This window comes from Brucella sp. IR068, assembly GCF_049065885.1.
GTDB lineage: Bacteria > Pseudomonadota > Alphaproteobacteria > Rhizobiales > Rhizobiaceae > Brucella > Brucella intermedia.
The window spans coordinates 314904-335573 of record NZ_JBAKHE010000003.1; the positions used below are offsets into that span (position 1 = coordinate 314904).

Below are 20670 nucleotides of genomic sequence, written 5' to 3' on the forward strand. Positions count from 1 at the left end.
CCAAAACCGCTTGAGGAGGCGGAACAGAAGGGGAGGAGCGATGTCAGTCTTGCTGGCGTTGTCGCGCGCTATCGACGCGGCCAATAATATCATCGGAAAATCCGTATCGTGGCTCATACTGGTGGCTGTGCTCATCAGTGCCATCAACGCGGTTTCGCGCAAGCTGTTCAATGTCAGTTCGAATGCGTGGCTGGAAGCGCAATGGTATCTGTTCTCGGCGGTCTTCCTGATCGCAGCCGGATATACGCTCTTGCACAGCGAGCATGTGAAGGTCGATCTTCTTTACAGCCGCTATTCGCGACGGACACAGCTTCTGGTCGAAATTTTCGGTACGATCTTTTTCCTCCTGCCTTTCTGCCTCATCACGATTTACCTCTCCTGGCCCATCGTCGAAGCAAAGATCGCCAGCGGCGAGACTTCCAACAATACCGGGGGGCTCGTTCTCTGGCCGGTCTGGGTGCTGATACCCATCGGCTTCGGCCTGCTTGCATTGCAGGGCATCTCCGAACTCATCAAGCGCATCGCAATTCTTCAAGGGCGCATACCGGACACGGTCGCCATAGAAGATGCGGAAGCCCAGGCGCTCTGAGGGGAACGGACATGATTGCTTTTATTGCGGAAAATCTCGCCCCGCTGATGTTCCTGTCGCTGGTGGTCGTGCTTTTGCTCGGCTATCCGGTTGCCTTCGCGCTGGCTTTCGTAGGTTTCGCCTTCGGTTTCGTCGGCATCGAAATGGGCCTGCTTCCGGTCAATCTGTTCGGTGCCATACCGGACCGCATCTTCGGGCAGATGTCGAACGAGACATTGCTCGCCATTCCCTTCTTTACCTTCATGGGGTTGATACTGGAGCGAAGCGGCATGGCGGAAGAACTGCTCGATACCATCGGGCAGCTTTTCGGTCCGGTGCGCGGCGGTCTCGCCTTTGCCGTTATCGTCGTCGGCGCGCTTCTGGCGGCAACGACCGGCGTGGTTGCCGCTTCGGTCATTTCCATGGGGCTGATTTCGCTCCCGATCATGCTGCGCTACGGCTATGATCGCAAAGTGGCGAGCGGCACGATTGCCGCCTCCGGCACGCTGGCACAGATCATTCCGCCAAGCCTCGTTCTGATCGTTCTTGCCGACCAGTTGGGCCGTTCGGTCGGCGATATGTACAAGGGCGCGCTGGTCCCCGGCCTGCTGCTCGTCGGCTTCTACTGCGCCTTCATCATCGGCATGGCGATCCTGCGGCCCGATTCGGTGCCCGCGCTGCCGCCGCAGGCCCGCACCCTGAAAGGCTGGAGGCTGCTGCAGCGGGTGGTGATCTCGCTCGTCCCGCCGCTGGTGCTGATCTTCCTGGTGCTGGGAACGATCTTCATCGGTGTTGCAACGCCAACGGAAGGCGGCGCCATGGGCGCGGTCGGCGCGCTCTTTCTGGCCATCATCAACCGCCGCCTCAACATGACGATGCTGAAATCGGCGCTTTATGCCACGGCGAAACTGTCTTCCTTCGTCATCTTCATTCTGCTCGGCGCCCGCGTGTTTTCGCTCACCTTCTATGGCGTCAACGGACACATATGGGTCGAGCACCTGATGACCTCCATTCCAGGCGGCGAGATCGGCTTCCTGATCGTCGCCAACATACTGGTGTTCTTCCTGGCCTTCTTCCTCGATTATTTCGAGCTGGCCTTCATCATCATCCCGCTTCTGGCGCCGGTCGCCGACAGCCTCGGCATCGACCTGGTCTGGTTCGGCGTCATGCTGGCGGTCAACATGCAGACATCGTTCATGCATCCACCGTTCGGCTTCTCGCTCTTCTATCTGCGTTCGGTGGCGCCATCGCGTCCCTACAAGGATAAGGTAACGGGTGCGACCATCCAGCCGGTGACATCGGGTCAGATCTATATGGGATCGATCCCGTTCCTCTTAATCCAGCTTGTCATGGTCGGCATCATAATCGCCTTCCCGGGCATCGTGACCCACTACAAGAGCGGCCACCCGCAGGCCGATCCGGCCTCAATCCAGATCAATGTGCCGATGCCCGATGCCGGCGGCGGCAATCCGTTCGGCGCGGCTCCGCCGCCTTTTGGAGCGCCCGCGCCATCGAACGACCCCTTGCCCGCGCCGTCATTCGGCTCGCCGCAGCCGAGCTTCGGGCAGGACAAGGACCAACAGCAAAAGCCTGCTCAATGAGGGGAAACGAGCATTGAGCAGGCCCAATAAAACCAGAACAATCTTTGGAGGAGACACATGAAACAGGATTTGAGCCGTCGTACATTTCTGACCAAGGGTGCAGCAATCGGCGCTGCCGCCGCAACGAGCGGGGCGGCACTCGCAACTCCCGCAATCGCGCAGGAATTGCCGACACTGCGCTGGCGTCTGACTTCAGGCTTTCCGAACAATCTGGATACCATCTATGGCGGCGCGGTCTTCATGGCGAATGCCGTGTCGAAGATGACCGACGGCAAGTTCCAGATTCAGGTCTTCCAGGCTGGTGAAATCGTGCCGGGCCCGCAGGCCATCGATGCGGTTCAGGCCAATACCGTCGAAATGGCGCATACCTGCGGCTATTACTTCACCGGCAAGAACCCGGCCTTTGCCATCGGCACGGCCATCCCTTTCGGCATGAATACGCGCCTGCAGAACGCATGGCTCTATCACGGCGGCGGCAACGAGCTTTATAATGCCTTCCTCGCCGATTACGGCATCGTGGGTATTGTCGGGGGCAACACCGCTGCGCAGATGGGCGGCTGGTATCGCAAGGAAATCAAGAGCCTTGAGGATCTCAAGGGCCTGAAGATGCGCATCGCCGGTGTTGCCGGTGAGGTCATGTCGCGCCTCGGCGTCGTTCCGCAGCAGCTTCCGGGCGGCGACATCTATCCGTCGCTGGAGCGCGGCACGATCGACGCCGCCGAATGGGTCGGCCCCTATGACGACGAGAAGCTCGGCTTCTACCAGATCGCGCCATACTATTATTACCCGGCCTTCTGGGAAGGCGGTGCTTCGGTGCACTTCTTCATCAACAAGCAGCAATATGAAAGCCTGCCGGAGGCCTACAAGGTTGCGCTCAATACGGCTGCCGAAGCCGCGACCCAGAATATGATCGCGCTTTACGACGTGAAAAACACCGCCGCAATCCGATCGCTGGTGTCCAAGGGCGTAAAGCTTCAGCCATTGCCGCGTGACGTTCTGGATGCTGCCTACAAGGTCGCCTTCGAACTCTACGCGGAATACAACGAAAAGAATCCGGCATGGGCGAAGATTTATCCGTCGTGGAAGAAATTCCGTGACGAAGGTTTCGAATGGTTCCGCGTCGCTGAATATACCTATGACAGCTATGTCTATGCGCAGCAGGCGGCGGGAAAGTAGCCGCTGACGGAGGTGGCCGCCGATCCGGTCGACCGGATCGAAATACGCGCCAGATGCAGATGCTTGTAAACGGGGCCTTCGGGCCCCGTTTGTTTTTATGTGTAAGGAAATATAGAAATAGTTCGATAAAAATTGTTAGCTTGAATATACTGGAAATATTAATTGAGAGATAAATTCTAAGATATAAAATGCTTATAAGTAAAGAAGTTCATAATTAGTGCCAAAATTGACACATATGCTTTCATAACACAGTTTTATTCTAAAATTGGAATTGATGGTTTTGAATAATTCATTCTATCACGTCTCGTCTGAAAAATTCTGGAGATAGTGAAATGAAAATCAAGAGCTTGTTGTTCGGCTCGACTGCGGCGCTGGTTGCAACCACCGGGGCATATGCTGCGGATGCTATTGTAACGCCCGAGCCTGAGTCCGTTGGATATGTTCGCGTTTGTGATGCCTATGGTGCGGGATATTTCTACATTCCGGGTACCGAAACCTGCCTGCGCATCTCCGGTTATGTCCGTTACGACGTCACTGGCGGCAACAATGTCTACGGTCGCGGTTTTGTCGATGGTAACAAGGCCGATACGCGCCGTGATACCTGGGATAACAAGGCTCGCTTCACGCTGGACATGACGACCGTTTCGGAAACCGAACTGGGCACTTTGAAGACCTTTGCTGAAACCCGTTACGATTGGGGCAATGGTGTTGAGGGTTCGTCCGGTTCGCTGCGCTACGCCTATATCCAGCTGGGCGGCCTGCGTGTCGGTCTTGATGAATCGGCCTTTGTTACCTTTCCGGGCTATCTCGGCAATGTCATCAACGATGACGTGATCCTCGCGGGCGGCTATCGCACGAACCTGATCAGCTATACCTTCACCGGCGGCAACGGCTTCTCCGCCATTGTGTCGCTCGAACAGGGCAACAATGACGATACGGATGGCAAATACGGCTTCAACGGCGTCATCAAGGATTACACGCCGCATGTCGTCGGTGGCCTGAAGTATGAAGCCGGCTGGGGCAAGATCGCGGGCGTCGCCGCCTATGATGCGCGCAACGAAGAGTGGGCAGGCAAGGTCCGCGCTGATGTGAACATTACGGACCGTTTCTCGATCTGGGCGATGGGCGGTTACAAGTCCAACAAGGACCAATACATCACGCAAACCGATGGAAATGGCAATGTGCTCGGTTCCGTCCGTGCAATCAGCAGCTTCTACGGCACCTGGGGTGGTGACTGGGCAGTCTGGGGCGGCGCGGCATTCAAGGTTACCGACAAGGCGATCTTCAATGCGCAGGCAGCTTATGATGGCAGCAAGACTTTCGCAGCCACTGCCAACGTAGCCTATGAAATGGTTCCGGGCTTCACGGTTACGCCGGAAGTTTCCTATACCAAGTGGCAGGACGACAAGTCCTACCTCAAGGGCAAGGACGCGTGGCAGGGCATGGTTCGCTTCCAGCGCTCGTTCTAACGCATTTCCAGCAAACTGCGACGCGGTTTGCATAGGATATGCGAATGTTGATCCGGGAGGCTCGTCCTGGCCTCCCGGGTCTCATCTGAAAGCCCGATTATCCGTTCACTTGGTGTAACGGAGATGAATTCATTTAAGTTTTGTTGCTATAGTATTTTATCGAGTTGAATGAATATTATTGAAATGCAAGATGCATGCGGGAGTTCGATGCATCGGTTTAACAAAATTGTAATTTGAATTTTTATATTCTTGTCCTATGTTTAAGGAACCATTCGATCGCGTAGAAGGACTGCGCTGTTTTCAAATCTGATCTCCAGTCGGAAGAATGGTACGGCGAGCTTCGGCTCGCCGTTTTTATTTGCATTCCAACCAGGGAAAAAGGCCGGGACGTGCCCGGCCTTTGGTCGATATGCAAGTGGTGGATATGCTGGTCGCCTATCGCGAAAGCTTCATGTGCCGGTTGACGTCCTTGTAGAGCAGGTAGCGGAACTTGCCGGGGCCGCCTGCATAACAGGCCTGCGGGCAGAAGGCGCGCAGCCACATGAAATCGCCGGCCTCCACTTCCACCCAGTCCTGATTGAGCCGATAGACGGCTTTTCCTTCCAGCACGTAAAGCCCGTGCTCCATGACATGGGTTTCGGCAAACGGAATGACCCCGCCCGGCTCGAACGTAACGATGGTTACATGCATGTCGTGGCGCAGATCGTTCGGATCGACAAAGCGCGTCGTTGCCCAGGCGCCATTGGTGTCTGGCATGGGGTTAGGCGCGATATCCTTTTCATTGAGGAACAGTGGTTCCGGAACGTCGAGGCCATCGACATATTCATAAGCCTTGCGCACCCAATGGAAGCGGGCCGTAGCCGCGCCGTTGTTACGCAACGTCCAGCCGCTCTTCGGCGGCAGATAGCCGTAGCCGCCTTCAGTCAGCGTATGGGACTTGCCCGCCACCGTGACCGTGATCTCACCTTCGACCACGAACAGTACGCCCTCCGCACCCTCATCCAGTTCGGTGCGATCGCTGCCGCCGCCCGGCTGCACTTCCATGATATATTGCGAGAAAGTCTCGGCAAAGCCGGAAAGGGGCCGCGCAATGACCCAGAGCCGCGTCTTGTCCCAGAAGGGCAGGAAACTCGTTACGATGTCGCTGAATGTGCCCTTTGGAATGATCGCATAGGCTTCGGTGAACATGGCGCGATCGGTGAGGAGCTGCGTCTGCGGCGGCAGGCCGCCCGTCGGTGCATAATAGGTGCGATTGTTCTTGTCGTTGCCCATGTGGGGAATTCCTTATGTGAGAAGCCGCATCCACGACGCATCAGAAGGCCAGCCGTGAAATCGTAAATTAAGAGCGCCCGGAAGCGAACCTCCGGGCGGCGGGGATCAATAAAGCGCTTCGGGCAGAATATCCTTGAGGCGCAGCAGGGCGATGCGTTCCACCTGAGCGCAGGCGGTTTCAAATTCCGTATCACGATCATTGGAAACACGGCGCTGGAAAGCGTCGAGGATTTCCTTTTTGTTGCGCCCCCTCACGGCGATGATGAAGGGAAAGCCGAACTTCGCGGTATAGGCATCGTTCAGTTCGGTGAAGGACTGCTTTTCCGCGTCCGTCAGCGCGTCGAGACCGGCGCCAGCCTGTTCGGCGGTCGATTCCGCGGTCAGGCGTTTTGCCTGTGCCAGCTTGCCGGCAAGGTCAGGGTGGGCTTTGAGCACGGCCAGCCGTTCCTCCGGCGAGGCGGCGCGGAACACCCTGGTCATGGCTGCGGCGAGACCCGAAGCGGTGTCTTCCTCCACGGTGAGGCCCGCATAGGCACGTTCCGCGATCCAGGGCGAATGTTCGAAAATGCTGCCATAGCGCGCGACGAATGCGTTTTTCTCAGCGCTGGAAGGCACGACGTCCGCAACGGCCGGCTTGTAGTTTTCATGCCAGTGGCGGGCGATATCGACGCGCTTGGCGACCCAGACCTTGTCATGGCTCTGCACGTAATCGAGGAAGCGTTCCAGCGCGGCCACGCGGCCCGGACGCCCGACAAGGCGGCAATGCAGGCCGATGGACATCATCTTCGGCGCGCCTTCGGCACCTTCGCGATAGAGCACGTCGAACGTGTCTTTCAGATAGGTGAAGAACTGGTCGCCGGAATTGAAACCCTGCGGCGTGGCAAAGCGCATGTCATTGGCGTCCAGCGTATAGGGCACGATCAGGTGCGGCCCCTTTGGCCCCTGCACCCAGTAGGGCAGTTCATCGGCATAGGAATCGGCGGAATAGAGGAACCCGCCTTCTTCCATCACCAGTTTCAGCGTGTTGTCGGACGGCTTGCCCTGATAGATGCCGAGCGGGCGCGAACCGGTGATTTCCGTATGAAGGCGCACGGCTTCGCGGATGTGCTCGCGCTCGATCTCTTCGGGAACGTCCTTATACTCCCACCAGCGCAGTCCATGGCTGGCGATTTCCCAATCCGCTTCCTTCATGGCGGCGACGGCTTCGGGGTTCCTCGCCATGGCAAGCGTCACGCCATAGACGGTTACGGGCATGTTGCGCCGGGTGAAGGCGCGCCACAGGCGCCAGAAGCCGGAACGGGCGCCATATTCGTAGATGGATTCCATATTGAGGTTGCGCTGGCCCTGCCAGGCTTGAGCGCCGACAATCTCGGAAAGCAGGCATTCGGACGCCGGATCGCCGTCAAGAACGCAGCATTCGCCGCCTTCCTCGTAATTGACGACGAACTGCACGGCGATGTTCGCCCCTCCCGGCCAGCGCGGATCTGGTGTGTTGCGTCCATAGCCGACGAGATTGCGCGGATATTTCATTGCGGGTCTTCCCTCGTATTCGTTCGTTTTACCCATGATAATAAAGATTTATCGCTATTATTCCCCTTCAAAAATTTGAAAGACATCCAACGATAACCATCTTTCCCAATGCGCAGGATCGCGAAATACTAAATGCTGGGAACATGGTGTGGTTGCGGCCCCACAGCCGATGCCGATATCGGGCCGAAATAAACCACCGGAAATCAAAAGCTTGTAAGTTCTCCAGTCGGGACGGCAGGAGAATCGAAGAGCGGCAGGAGTGCAAATGGGTCAGGAAAAGAGCGGTGATGGCCGGTTGACGACGCATGTCCTCGACACGGTAAGCGGCAAGCCGGCAGCAAATCTGCGCATCGAGTTGCGCCGCATCGAGAATCAGCAGGCAGAACCCATCCGTGAAATTCGCACCAATGATGATGGCCGCTGCAATGAGCCGCTGCTGTCGGGGGGAAACTTGCGGGCCGGTTCCTACGAGCTTCTGTTTCATGTCGGCGAATATTTCGGCAAGACTGACGATGCCGTACCGTTCCTTGACGTCGTTCCTTTGCGCTTTGGCATTTCAGACGAAAAAGCGCATTATCATGTACCGCTTCTCGTTTCGCCCTTTTCCTATTCCACCTATCGCGGGAGCTAAGCGCCATGAACCAGTCTGTGCACCAGTCTGTGCGACACACGATCCGCTTTCTTCTGAACGGTGAAAAGGTCGAACTCGACCGTGTTTCCCCGACCGAAACGCTGCTCGACTATCTGCGGCTGTCCGCCAAGCTGCGCGGCACCAAGGAAGGCTGCGGCGAAGGCGATTGCGGTGCGTGCACGGTGCTGGTCGGCAAGATTTCCGACGGCAAGCTGGTTTATGAGAGCGTCAATGCCTGCATCCGCTTCATGGGTTCGCTGGATGGTTGTCATGTGGTGACGATCGAACATCTGCGCGGAGCGGATGGCGGCCTGCATCCGGTGCAAAAGGCCATGATCGAGTTTCACGGCTCGCAGTGCGGTTTCTGCACGCCGGGCTTTGTCATGTCGCTCTACGCCTTGTGGATGCGCGAACCGAAGCCCGCCGATGCCGAGATTGAAAAGGCATTGCAGGGCAATCTTTGCCGTTGCACCGGCTATGAGGCGATCATGCGCGCCGCGCGCGCCATTTCCGATTATGGCACGGCAACGGAAGATCCGCTCGCAGCCGAACGCGCGCTCGTGCTGGAACAACTGGCGGCGATGCGCGACGGCGTGCGGGTGGAAGTGGGCGAAGGCCGGGACCGGTTGATCGTGCCTGCCGATCTCGACGATTTTGCCTCCATTCTGGCAGCGGAGCCGAAGGCGACCATCGTCGCCGGTTCCACCGATGTGGGCCTTTGGGTCACCAAGATGATGCGCGACATTTCTCCGGTCGTCTTCATCGGCCATCTGGATGAACTGCGTTTCATGCGCGAGGAAAATGGTGTCATCACCATCGGCGCGGGCGTCACCTACACGGAAGCCTTCGGCTTCCTCGCCGGACGCATTCCCCAGCTCGGCCAGCTCATCAACCGCATCGGCGGCGAACAGGTGCGCAATATGGGAACCATCGGCGGCAATATCGCCAATGGTTCGCCGATTGGCGACACGCCGCCGCCGCTGATCGCACTTGGTGCAAAGCTCACCTTGCGCAAAGGGGCGGAGCGCCGCACCATCCCTCTGGAAGAGTTCTTCATCGCCTATGGCAAACAGGACCGCGGGGCTGGCGAATTCGTCGAGGCCATGCATGTGCCGGTGCCGGCGGAAAACAGCCATTTTGCCATTTACAAAGTGTCGAAGCGTTTTGAGGAAGACATTACCGCGACGCTCGGCGCTTTCCATCTGACGCTCGATGCGGCAGGCAATGTGGCGACCGTTCGTATCGCCTATGGCGGCATGGCGGCAACGCCGAAGCGGGCAAGCGCGGTAGAGGCAGCACTGTTGGCCAAGCCCTGGACAGAGGCGAGCGTTGACGCGGCTCTGGAAGCCTATTCGCAAGATTATACGCCCTTGAGCGATATGCGCGCGACTGCCGAGTACCGGCTGCTCGCGGCGCGCAATCTGTTGCGGCGTTTCTTCGCCGAAACGGAAGGCAGTTACACGCCGCTGCGCGCGGCTGAAATCGCCGCGGCGTGAGGAGGCAATCATGAACAAGCATCCTGCAAACGCACTGAAAGCGGCCCGTATCGTCGGTGGTGTGGCGACCGACCAGAAGCACGATTCTGCGCACAAGCATGTGACGGGAACGGCTGTCTATATCGACGATATACCGGAGCCCGAAGGCACGCTGCACATCGGTCTCGGGTTTTCTTCCGTCGCACATGGTTCTTTCAAGTCGATCGATTTGTCGGCGGTTCGCGCCGCTCCCGGCGTGATCGACGTGCTGACCTATAAGGACGTGCCCGGCGAGAATGATGTTTCGCCTTCGGGCATGCATGACGATCCGATCTTCGCCGTCGACAAGGTCGAGTTTCACGGCCAGCCGATCTTTGCGGTTATCGCCAAAACCCGCGATCAGGCGCGCCGCGCCGCACGTCTGGCGAAAATCGAATATGAGGAAGCAGCGGGCATCTATTCCATCGATGGGCTGGATGGTCTGAAGGACCGGCTTGTCACCACGCCGCTGACGTTGAAGCGCGGCGATGCGCGCGCGGCCATCGATGCCGCACCGCATCGCATCAAGAACCGCATGTATCTCGGCGGGCAGGATCACTTTTATCTTGAAGGGCAGGTTTCGCTGGCTATCCCCGGCGAGGATGAGGACGTCACCGTCTATTGCTCCACGCAGGGACCGAGCGAAACCCAGCATCTGGTCGCCCATGCGCTGGGCGTTCCGAGCCATTCCGTGACGGTGGAAGTGCGCCGCATGGGCGGCGGCTTCGGCGGCAAGGAAACGCAGGCGAACCAGTGGGCGGCGATTGCAGCCATCGCGGCCAAGAAGCACAAGCGCGCCATGAAGATCAGGCTCGACCGCGACGAGGACATGACCTCGACCGGCAAGCGCCACGGCTTCGTCATCGATTATGAAGTCGGCTTCGACGATGAAGGCAATATTCTGGGCATCGATTATCTGTTTGCGCTCAATGCCGGATTTTCGGCTGACCTTTCCGGACCTGTCGGCGACCGCGCCTTGTTCCACTGTGACAATGCCTATTTCTTTCCGGCAGTTCATGCGCAGTCGGCGCCGCTTTACACGAACACAGTGTCGAACACGGCGTTTCGCGGCTTCGGCGGCCCGCAGGGCATGGTCGGTGCGGAACGCGTGATCGATGAAGTGGCTTTCGCTGTCGGCAAGGACCCGCTGGAAATCCGCAAGCGCAATTTCTACGATGAAATGGGTAAGGACGGCACGCGCAACGTCACGCCCTATCACCAGAAGGTGGAGGATTGCATTATCCAGCGCATCGTTGCGGAACTGGAGGAAAGCTCCGATTACGCAAGGCGCCGCGAAGCGATCCGCGAATTCAACGCCAAGAGCCGCTATGTCAAACGCGGCATCGCATTGACCCCGGTGAAATTCGGCATTTCCTTCACCAAGACGGAGTCCAATCAGGCTGGCGCTCTGGTGCATGTCTATAATGACGGTTCGGTGCATATGAACCATGGCGGCACGGAAATGGGGCAGGGGCTCCATATGAAGGTGGCGCAGGTGGTGGCCGAGGAATTCCAGATCGACATCGACCGTGTGAAGATCACCGCGACGACGACCGCCAAGGTGCCGAACACCGCGCCGACGGCGGCTTCTTCCGGGGCCGATCTTAACGGAATGGCCGCACAGGATGCTGCCCGCCAGATCAAGAAGCGCCTTATCCATTTTGCGGCCCAGCAATATCAGGTGCCGGAAGACCAGATCGTCTTTCTTCCCAACCGCGTTCGGGTCGGCAATCAGGAAATCAGCTTCAACGATCTCGTCAAGCAGGCCTTTATCGGTCGCGTCCAGCTTTCGGCGGCAGGTCACTACAAGACGCCGAAAATCCATTGGGATCGGGCCAAGGGTCGCGGTCATGCTTTCTACTACTATGCTTACGGAGCAGCCTGTTCCGAAGTTTCCGTCGATACTCTGACTGGCGAATATGTGGTGGAGCGCACTGATATTCTGCATGATACCGGGCGTTCCCTGAACCGCGCCATCGATATCGGTCAGGTTGAAGGCGGCTTCGTGCAGGGCATGGGCTGGCTGACGACGGAGGAACTTGTGTGGGACGACAAGGGGCGGCTTCGCACCCATGCGCCATCCACCTACAAGATTCCGCTGGCTTCCGACCGGCCCAAGATATTCAACGTGGCGCTGACCGACTGGTCGGAGGCATATGAGCCGACGATCCATCGCTCCAAGGCTGTCGGCGAGCCGCCGCTGCCGCTGGGCCTGTCGGTGCTGCACGCTCTGGCGGATGCTGTCGCCAGCGTGGCGGATTACAAGGTCTGCCCGCGTCTTGATGCGCCAGCAACACCGGAACGCGTGCTGATGGCCATCGAGCGGCTCCGCAAGCAAAAGGGCTAGAAAAATGCCGGGCGCACGCGACGATATCCGGGCTTTTCTCAACCGGCGTCCCGATAGTGTGCTGGTGGAAGTCACCGATGTGAAAGGTTCCGCGCCCCGCGATGCGGGGGCGTGGATGCTGGTTGCCCGCGATATGATCTTTCGGACCATCGGGGGCGGTCAGCTCGAATATATGGCTATCGACCATGCCCGGAAAATCTTGGCTGGAGGCAGGGACACACCCATGGACGTCCCACTCGGCCCGGAAATCGGCCAATGCTGCGGCGGACGGGTGGGCCTGAGCTTCAAACGTGTCAATCGCGGGCTCACCGACGAGCTTGTCGGCAAGGTCGATGCCGAAATAGCCACGCGCCCGCATGTCTATGTCTTCGGCGCGGGCCATGTCGGCGATGCGCTGGCAAATGCGCTTTCGTTCACGCCCGTCCGGGTCGTTCTCGTGGATACGCGGGAAGCCGAGCTGATGGCCTGCGATGTGCCGGGCGTAGAGACCTGTCTGTCGGCGATGCCCGAGCAGGTGGTGCGTTCCGCCCCTCCGGGCAGCGCCTTCATCGTCCTCACCCACGACCATGCGCTGGATTTTCTCATCGTTACCGAGGCTTTGCAGCGGCGTGATGCCGTCTATGTCGGCATGATCGGCTCGAAGACCAAGAAGGCCACTTTCAAGAATTGGTTGAAACGCGAAATGGGTAGCGAGAATCTTTTTGAAAATCTCGTCTGTCCGGTCGGCGGAGCCGTCGTGAAGGACAAGAGGCCGGAAGTCATCGCAGCATTGGTCGCTGCCGAAGTTCTGACAGCAGTTCTGACCTCCGCACGTGTCTCGCAGCCCGCCTGATCCGGCAGGCTTTCTTTTGGCGTTCCCGAGGCCGCAAAGAAGTATAGAGCGGTTTCAGCCGCTCTATGCCAAAGCCTCGCGGATCAGTCGCTGGCACCGTTCCGTCATGAAATCGATGATGAGACGCACCTTCGGGTCCTGAAAGCGCTTGTGCGGATAGATCGCAGCTAGCTGGATCGGGGCGGGTGGAGTGTTTTCGAGGATGGGAACCAGCCGTCCGTCGCGGATATATTCCTTCACTTCAAACAGCGGCTTGTTGATGATGCCCCGCCCGCCGAGCGCCCATTGCGTCAATACGTCGCCGTCATCGGAGTCATATGGCCCGGTGACTTCAAACTTGCGCAGGCCTTCCGCGGTTTGCAGCGACCAGTAATATTCCTTCGAGCCCGGAAAACGCAGCAGAAGGCAATCATGCTTGTCGCCCAGCAACTCGTCCGGTGAGTGCGGAACCCCGTGTTTCTCAAGATATGCGGGCGCCGCGCAGATCACGCGTTCGCAATTCATGATGCCGCGCATGCGCAGGTTGGAATTTTCCAGAACACCGAGCTTGAAAGCCACATCGACGCCTTCGCTCATGATGTCCACTTCATGATCGGAGAGGCGGAGCCGCACTTCGATGTCGGGATATTTGTCGTGAAACTCCGGGATTCCCGATGCGATCAGCCGTCTGCCGAAGCCAAGCGGCGCGGTGATGCGAATCGATCCCTTCGGATTTTTCGCCAGTTCCGCCACGGCCGCTTCCGCCTCATCCACGGCCTCGAGGATTTTCAATGCACCGTCATAGAATACGCGGCCATGTTCGGTCGGCGTGAGCTTGCGCGTCGTCCGGTTGAAGAGCCTCACTCCCAGGTGCTTCTCCAACTCCTTGATTCGATTGCTTGCAACTGCCGGCGATGCGCGCTGATCGCGGCCCGCCGCGGATAGATTTCCCAATTCGACAACGCGCACAAAAACGCGCAGATTATCAAGATATGACATACGTCCCCTCCACGATTGTCTAGATTTTTTTGAAAGTGCTGGTCGTGATGTGACGTTCCCTGAACCTGATTCCTTTGGCACATAATGCAACAACGAACAATGGGCTAAGAATTGGCTCAAGAAACGGGATAAGAAATGGGAGTCCCTGATGTATGATTTCGCCGTAGCCTGGGACTGGCTGGGCTTCGCAGCGCGGTGGCTGCACGTGATTACCGCGATTGCGTGGATCGGCTCGTCCTTTTACTTCATCGCGCTCGATCTGGGCTTGCGCCAGCGCCCCGGCTTGCCGGAAGGCGCGCACGGCGAGGAATGGCAGGTCCACGGTGGCGGTTTCTACCACATCCAGAAATATCTGGTTGCGCCCGCCGAAATGCCGGAACACCTGACCTGGTTCAAATGGGAATCCTACGCCACCTGGCTGTCGGGTTTCACGCTGCTCTGCATCGTCTACTATGCCGGTGCCGATCTCTACCTGATCGATCCGAACGTCCTCGACGTCTCGCGTCCCGTCGCCATCGGCATTTCGATTGCCTCGCTGGCCTTCGGCTGGATCGCCTACAACACGATCTGCAAGCTGATGCTCGGCAAGAGCGATACGCTCCTGATGGTCATTCTCTACTGTATTCTGGTCGTGGTGGCCTGGGGCTATACGCACCTGTTCACGGGACGCGCTGCCTTCCTGCATCTGGGTGCCTTCACCGCGACGATCATGTCGGCCAATGTGTTCATGATCATCATCCCGAACCAGAAGATCGTGGTGGCGGATCTGATCGCAGGCCGCAAGCCGGACCCGAAATACGGCAAGATCGCCAAGCAGCGTTCGACCCACAACAACTATCTGACGCTGCCGGTTCTGTTCCTGATGCTGTCGAACCACTATCCGCTGGCTTTCGGGACGCAGTTCAACTGGATAATCGCCTCGCTGGTGTTCCTGATGGGCGTCACGATCCGCCACTGGTTCAACACGCAGCATGCCCGCAAGGGCAGCCCGACCTGGACCTGGCTGGTAACGGTCATCCTGTTCATCGTCATCATCTGGCTCTCGACTGTGCCGAAGGTGCTGACCGGCGAGCCGGAAGAACAGAAAATCTCGGCCTTGCAGCAGTCCTTCATCTCGGACCCGCACTTTGGAAAAGTGCGGGATACCGTTCTGGGGCGCTGCGCCATGTGCCACGCCAAGGAGCCGGGCTGGGAAGGCATCATTGCGCCGCCGAAGGGCGTCGTGCTCGACACCGACCGGGATATCGCAGCCCATGCGCGCGAAATCTATTTGCAGGCAGGCCGTTCGCATGCCATGCCGCCCGCCAACGTTACCGGCGTGAGCGAGGAAGAACGCCAGCTTCTTGCCTCCTGGTACCAGTCCGCCACGCAAGGCTCGAAATAAGGACCAAGACCACAATGACCAAGCTTCTGATCCGCGGCCGCGTGCTGACCTTTCGTGACGAGCCGCAGAGTCTCGATGACAATGCCGCCTACCGCTATATCGAAGACGGCGCCGTTCTGGTCGAAGATGGCCGTATCCTGCGTCTTGGCGATTATGTTGAAGTCAGTACCGAGGCAGGCAGCGACATAAAAGTCGCCGACCATCGTCCGCACCTGATCCTGCCCGGCTTCATTGATACGCATATCCACTACCCACAGACGCAGGTCGTCGCTTCCTATGCAGCCAATCTTCTGGAATGGCTCAACACCTATACGTTCGTGGCCGAGCAGAAATTCGCCGACGAGCAGCATGCCGAATTCATCGCGGAGCGCTTTCTGGACGAGCTGATCCGCCACGGCACCACCACGGCGGTCGCCTATTGCTCCGTGCATCCGCAGAGCGTGGATGCCTATTTCCGCGCCTCGCAGCATCGCAACATGCGCATGCTCGGCGGCAAGGTGATGATGGACCGCAACGCGCCGCCTGCCCTCTGCGACACTGCACAGTCGGGTTATGACGACACAAAGGCGCTGATCGCGCGCTGGCAGGGCAAGGGCCGCCTCGATTACGTGATCACGCCGCGCTTTGCCATCACCTCCACGCCGGAGCAGCTCGAAGCAAGTCAGGCGCTTGTCCGTGAGCACCCCGGCAGCTACATCCAGACGCATTTGTCGGAAAACCACGACGAAATCACCTTCACCAAGTCGCTTTACCCGGATGCGCCCGACTATCTCGGTATTTACGAGCATTACGGCCTTCTGGGAAACAAGACCCTGCTCGGCCATTCCATCCATCTGGAAGACCGCGAAGTGCGCGTCATGGCGGAAACCGGCTCGATTGCCGTCTTCTGCCCGACCTCCAACCTGTTCCTCGGCTCCGGCCTCTTCGACCGCGACCGCCTGAAAGCATCGGGCGTGCGCATGGCGGTGGCGACCGATGTCGGCGGCGGCACGAGCTTCTCGATGCTGCGTACCATGGATGAAGGCTACAAGGTCCAGCAACTGCGTGGAAACCGCCTGAACCCGTTCCAGTCCTTCTACATGATGACGCTCGGCAATGCCCGCGCGCTCTCCATGGAAGACAGGATCGGCACATTGGATGAAGGCACCGAAGCCGATATCGTGGTGCTGGATTCGTCCGCCACATCGCCGATGCGGCTTCGCATGGCGGCTGGCGCGACGCTGGAGCAGGAGCTGTTCCTGTTGCAGACATTGGGCGATGACCGCGCCATTGTCGAAACCTATGTGGCCGGCAAGCCGCTCAAGGCTGAACTATAAAGCGTCATCGCTGCGCTTCTCCCTCATCTTGAGGTGCGGAGCGAAGCGAAGCCTCGAAGGACGAGGGCAGGCGCTGTGCGTTTTCCCTCAGCCCTTCGAGACGCTTTCCTTCGACAAGCTCAAGAAAGCTCCTCAGGATGAGGGAAAGAGGGGCGCAGAGCGTCGATTAGCCCAAATTCACTGTGCGTTAAAACTCTTCCGGGCGCTTGCCGCCCATGGCGCGGGTCAACTCATCGGCGGTGGAGCGGATGAGCGGCCCGAACTCCTCGAGCTTCTTTTTCGGCAGGCGCACGGCAGGGCCGGAAACGGAAATGCCTGCAATCGCCTCGCCATATTCATTGAAAATCGGCGCGGCGATGCAGCACATGCCGAGTGTATGTTCTTCATCGTCGACAGACCATCCGCGCGTCCGCGTTGCCTGAATGTCTTTCAATAGCGCGGGCAGGCTGTCGAGCGTGCGCTGCGTAAAGTGTTCGAGCGCGCGCCCCGACAGGGCATGGGCGATTTCCTTGTCCGACCAGGTGGACAATATGGCCTTGCCGATGCCGGACGCATGGATAGGCCCGCGCCGTCCGGGCCGGAAAAAGGCGCGCATCGGCGCATGGCTTTCAATTTGCGAGATGAACACGACATCGCCGCCGTCCTCGACGCCGATATTGGCGGTCTCGCCGCTCGTTTCCATCAATGTCTTGAGATAGGGGCGCGCCAGAATGCCGAGCTTGCGGAACCGGCGAAAGGCATTGCCGATCTCGAAAGCCTTGACGCCGATGGTCCAGTCGCCGCTTTCCAGATCGTGGGAAACCATTCCATGATTGGCCAGCGACGACAGCAGGCGGTGCACGGTGGAAGGCGCCATGCCGCTCGCATCGGCAAGGTCGGTCAATGTCGAGCCGTCATTTTCTGCAATCAGCGCCAGCAGCTTCAGGCTTCGATCGAGAACCTGCACAGACGAGGGCGCTGCGTTTTCCGCCGCCTTGCGGCCCCGCTTTACCTTTGCCTGTTCCATCACCGTCTCCGAATCCCGCCTAAACTCAGGAATTATCACTATCGCATCCATTGCTACTCGGAAAGACGCAGGCGGATTATCTCCGTTCCGTTGAAAATCTTTATTTCCGTATAGTGATATGCATTTCCATTTTTTGATAATAGCATTGGTAAATGGATTAGAGTTCCATAGGAGGAATGGCCATGGCCAGAATGCGTGCAGTCGATGCAGCCGTGCTTGTGCTGGAGAGAGAAGGGATCAATTGTGCTTTCGGTGTACCGGGCGCAGCGATCAATCCGTTTTATTCGGCGATGAAGGCGCGCGGCTCGATCCGCCATATACTGGCGCGTCATGTCGAAGGCGCTTCGCATATGGCCGAGGGCTATACCCGTGCAAAGCATGGCAATATCGGCCTGTGCATCGGCACCTCCGGCCCGGCCGGAACGGATATGATTACAGGTCTCTATTCGGCTTCCGCGGATTCGATCCCGATCCTCTGCATCACCGGTCAGGCGCCGCGCGCACGTCTCGACAAGGAAGACTTTCAGGCCGTCGATATCGCCAAGATCGCGGCTCCCGTCACCAAATGGGCGGTCACGGTCATGGAACCAGCTTTGGTGCCTTATGTCTTCCAGAAGGCGTTCCACATCATGAAGTCGGGCCGTCCCGGTCCGGTCCTCATCGACCTGCCGATTGATGTCCAGCTTGCCGAAATCGAGTTTGACATCGACACTTACCAGCCGATGGAAGCCTATAAGCCAGCTGCCACGCGGGCGCAGGCCGAAAAGGCGCTCGCCATGCTGAACGCGGCGGAACATCCGCTGATCGTGGCCGGTGGTGGCATCATCAACGCCGATGCGTCCGACCTTCTGGTCGAATTCGCCGAAATCACCGGCATTCCGGTCATCCCGACCCTGATGGGCTGGGGCATCATCCCGGACGACCATCGCCTGATGGCGGGCATGTGCGGTCTCCAGACCTCGCACCGCTACGGCAATGCCAATCTGCTGGCATCCGATGTCGTCATCGGCATCGGCAACCGCTGGGCGAACCGTCATACGGGCAATGTCGATACCTACAGGAAGGACCGCAGATTCATCCATATCGATATTGAGCCGACCCAGATCGGCCGTGTATTCGCGCCGGATTTCGGTATCGTTTCGGATGCGGGCAAGGCGCTGAAGCTGCTGCTGGACGTTGCGACCGAATGGAAGTCGGCAGGCAAGCTGCGCGACTGGTCGGGTTGGGCCAAGGCGTGCCAGGAGCGCAAGCGCACCATGCTGCGCAAGACACATTTCGACCAGACGCCGCTGAAGCCGCAGCGTGTCTATGAAGAGATGAACAAGGCGTTCGGTCGCGATACCTGCTATGTCACGACCATCGGCCTCAGCCAGATCGCCGGTGCGCAGTTCCTGCATGTCTATCGCCCGCGCAACTGGATCAATTGCGGTCAGGCCGGTCCGCTTGGCTGGACACTGCCGGCAGCGCTCGGTGTCCGTGCCGCCGATCCCGACCGTCCGATCGTGGCGCTTTCCGGCGACTATGATTTCCAGTTCCTGATCGAGGAACTGGCGGTCGGCGCACAGCACAAGCTGCCCTACATTCATGTGGTGGTGAACAATTCCTATCTCGGCCTCATCCGTCAGGCGCAGCGCGGCTTCAACATGGATTTCGAGGTCAGTCTCGCCTTCGACAACATCAATGCCGGTGGCGATGCGGAAAAGGGCTATGGCGTCGATCACGTGGCGGTTGCCGAGGGCCTTGGCTGCAAGGCGATCCGGGTTCGCAGCCCCAACCAGTTTGCCGAAAGTTTTGAACAGGCAAAAGCGCTGATGGCGGAGCATCAGGTGCCGGTGGTCCTGGAATTCATCCTCGAACGCGTTACCAATATTTCCATGGGTATCGACATCGATCAGGTTGTCGAATTCGAGGAGCTGGCCGAACGCGGCGAAGATGCACCGACCGCTATCGCAGCACTTTTGGATTAACGTGTTGCCGATTTAATGCTCCGTATCTCCCTCATCCTGCGGTGCGGTGCGGAGCGCAGCGAAGCATCATCTTGTGCCCGTCGAAGGGTCGAGGACGAGGGCAGGCACGATGCATCTTCCTTCGTCGTCCGAGACGCCTCCCTTCGACAAGCTCGGGAAAGCTCCTCAGGATGAGGGAAAAGAACAACGTGGAAGGTAATTCGAGGAAAATTGTGAAACGGCTTTTTTCCGGAATTGCGCAAACAGAGAATTACAAGGAGGCGAAAATGCCGAGATTTGCAGCCAATCTCACAATGCTTTTCAACGAAGTACCCTTCATGGACCGCTTCGCATTGGCGGCAAAGGCCGGGTTCACCGGGGTGGAATATCTCTTTCCCTACGAGTTCAACCGGCACGAGCTGAAGGCGGCGCTGACCAGACATAATCTGGCGCAGGTCCTGCATAATCTGCCTGCGGGCAACTGGGCTGGGGGAGAGCGCGGCATTGCGGTTCTGCCGGATCGGGTCGATGATTTCCGTCGCGGCGTGGCCGATGCCATCGACTATGCCACCACGCTTAACTGCTCGCAGGTCAATTGTCTTTCGGGCATTGCCCCGCAAGGTGTCGATCCGGATGTATTGCGCGCCACTTTCGTCAGCAATCTGCGTCTGGCCGCGAAGGAACTGGGCAAGCACGGCATCCGCCTGCTGATCGAGCCGATCAATCACTACGACATTCCCGGCTTCTACCTCAACACGGTGGAGCAGGCGGTTTCGATCATTGATGAAGTGGGCAGCAACAACCTGTTCATCCAGTATGACCTCTACCACCAGCAGCGCACACGCGGCGAACTGGTCGCGACTTATGAACGCTACAAGCCGCTCATCGCCCATATCCAGCTTGCCGACAATCCGGGCCGCAATGAGCCGGGAACCGGCGAGATCAATTATCCGAACGTGTTCGAAGCGCTGAAAAACGCCGGATACAAAGGCTGGATCGGCTGCGAATACAAGCCGAAGACCACCACCGAGGAAGGTCTCAGCTGGTTCAAACACCATGAAGCCGAACGGCTGACTGCATAATTTTGACTAGGGAGTATA

The 20670-nt window shown here is 58.5% G+C and carries 16 protein-coding genes; 12 read left to right on the forward strand and 4 right to left on the reverse strand.

The window, feature by feature from the left end:
• Positions 1-40 precede the first annotated feature (40 nt).
• The 4 genes from ACOWVS_RS07230 (at position 41) to ACOWVS_RS07245 (ending at position 4814) form a co-directional block, all read left to right on the forward strand.
• Positions 41-589: a TRAP transporter small permease subunit gene (locus tag ACOWVS_RS07230; protein ID WP_006466100.1), complete on the forward strand. Its 549-nt coding sequence runs from the start codon at positions 41-43 to the stop codon at positions 587-589.
• Between the two features lie 11 nt (positions 590-600).
• Positions 601-2169, forward strand: a complete 1569-nt coding sequence (locus tag ACOWVS_RS07235) for a TRAP transporter large permease (RefSeq protein ID WP_021586212.1) — start codon at positions 601-603, stop codon at positions 2167-2169.
• A 57-nt stretch (positions 2170-2226) separates the two neighbouring features.
• Positions 2227-3345, forward strand: a complete 1119-nt coding sequence (locus ACOWVS_RS07240) for a TRAP transporter substrate-binding protein (protein ID WP_006466102.1) — start codon at positions 2227-2229, stop codon at positions 3343-3345.
• Between the two features lie 332 nt (positions 3346-3677).
• Complete coding sequence (locus ACOWVS_RS07245; protein WP_021586211.1) at positions 3678-4814, forward strand: porin; 1137 nt, start codon at positions 3678-3680, stop codon at positions 4812-4814.
• Positions 4815-5249: 435 nt separating this feature from the next.
• On the opposite strand, the gene ACOWVS_RS07250 is transcribed toward ACOWVS_RS07245, so the two are convergent.
• Both ACOWVS_RS07250 and puuE read right to left on the reverse strand, forming a co-directional pair.
• Positions 5250-6086 carry a bifunctional allantoicase/(S)-ureidoglycine aminohydrolase gene (locus ACOWVS_RS07250; RefSeq protein WP_025089705.1) on the reverse strand — a complete coding sequence of 279 codons (837 nt, stop codon included), beginning with the start codon at positions 6084-6086 and terminating at the stop codon, positions 5250-5252.
• Positions 6087-6191: 105 nt separating this feature from the next.
• Positions 6192-7616, reverse strand: a complete 1425-nt coding sequence (gene puuE, locus ACOWVS_RS07255; RefSeq protein ID WP_021586209.1) for an allantoinase PuuE — start codon at positions 7614-7616, stop codon at positions 6192-6194.
• 265 nt (positions 7617-7881) lie between these two features.
• Here puuE and uraH point away from each other — a divergent pair, with 265 nt between their 5' ends.
• Genes uraH through xdhC form a run of 4 tightly spaced genes read left to right on the forward strand, consistent with a single transcriptional unit; the run spans position 7882 to position 12940 of the window.
• Complete coding sequence (gene uraH / locus ACOWVS_RS07260) at positions 7882-8247, forward strand: hydroxyisourate hydrolase (RefSeq protein ID WP_006471036.1); 366 nt, start codon at positions 7882-7884, stop codon at positions 8245-8247.
• A gap of 17 nt (positions 8248-8264) precedes the next feature.
• Positions 8265-9743, forward strand: coding sequence for a xanthine dehydrogenase small subunit (gene xdhA / locus ACOWVS_RS07265; protein WP_170873255.1), 1479 nt, complete (start codon positions 8265-8267; stop codon positions 9741-9743).
• A 10-nt stretch (positions 9744-9753) separates the two neighbouring features.
• Complete coding sequence (gene xdhB, locus ACOWVS_RS07270; protein WP_021586207.1) at positions 9754-12108, forward strand: xanthine dehydrogenase molybdopterin binding subunit; 2355 nt, start codon at positions 9754-9756, stop codon at positions 12106-12108.
• Positions 12109-12112: 4 nt separating this feature from the next.
• The gene (gene xdhC / locus ACOWVS_RS07275; protein ID WP_021586206.1) at positions 12113-12940 is read left to right on the forward strand and encodes a xanthine dehydrogenase accessory protein XdhC; all 828 of its coding nucleotides are present in this window, start codon (positions 12113-12115) and stop codon (positions 12938-12940) included.
• Positions 12941-13003: 63 nt separating this feature from the next.
• Here the strand turns inward: xdhC and ACOWVS_RS07280 are convergent, their stop codons facing one another.
• Positions 13004-13918 carry a LysR family transcriptional regulator gene (locus ACOWVS_RS07280; protein WP_021586205.1) on the reverse strand — a complete coding sequence of 305 codons (915 nt, stop codon included), beginning with the start codon at positions 13916-13918 and terminating at the stop codon, positions 13004-13006.
• Positions 13919-14066: 148 nt separating this feature from the next.
• Between ACOWVS_RS07280 and ACOWVS_RS07285 the strand changes: the two genes are divergently transcribed.
• Entirely contained in the window at positions 14067-15302 is a 1236-nt protein-coding gene (locus ACOWVS_RS07285) for a urate hydroxylase PuuD (protein ID WP_006466111.1), read from the forward strand.
• Between the two features lie 14 nt (positions 15303-15316).
• On the forward strand, positions 15317-16618 hold the full coding sequence (gene guaD, locus ACOWVS_RS07290; protein WP_021586204.1) for a guanine deaminase: 1302 nt from the start codon (positions 15317-15319) through the stop codon (positions 16616-16618).
• A gap of 187 nt (positions 16619-16805) precedes the next feature.
• Here guaD and ACOWVS_RS07295 read toward each other — a convergent pair whose 3' ends face one another.
• Positions 16806-17624 (reverse strand): IclR family transcriptional regulator, encoded by an 819-nt coding sequence (locus ACOWVS_RS07295; protein ID WP_021586203.1) that lies wholly within the window; start codon positions 17622-17624, stop codon positions 16806-16808.
• A 182-nt stretch (positions 17625-17806) separates the two neighbouring features.
• Between ACOWVS_RS07295 and gcl the strand changes: the two genes are divergently transcribed.
• Positions 17807-19591: a glyoxylate carboligase gene (gene gcl / locus ACOWVS_RS07300; RefSeq protein WP_021586202.1), complete on the forward strand. Its 1785-nt coding sequence runs from the start codon at positions 17807-17809 to the stop codon at positions 19589-19591.
• Between the two features lie 266 nt (positions 19592-19857).
• Positions 19858-20652, forward strand: a complete 795-nt coding sequence (gene hyi, locus ACOWVS_RS07305) for a hydroxypyruvate isomerase (RefSeq protein ID WP_025089703.1) — start codon at positions 19858-19860, stop codon at positions 20650-20652.
• Positions 20653-20670: the final 18 nt, after the last annotated feature.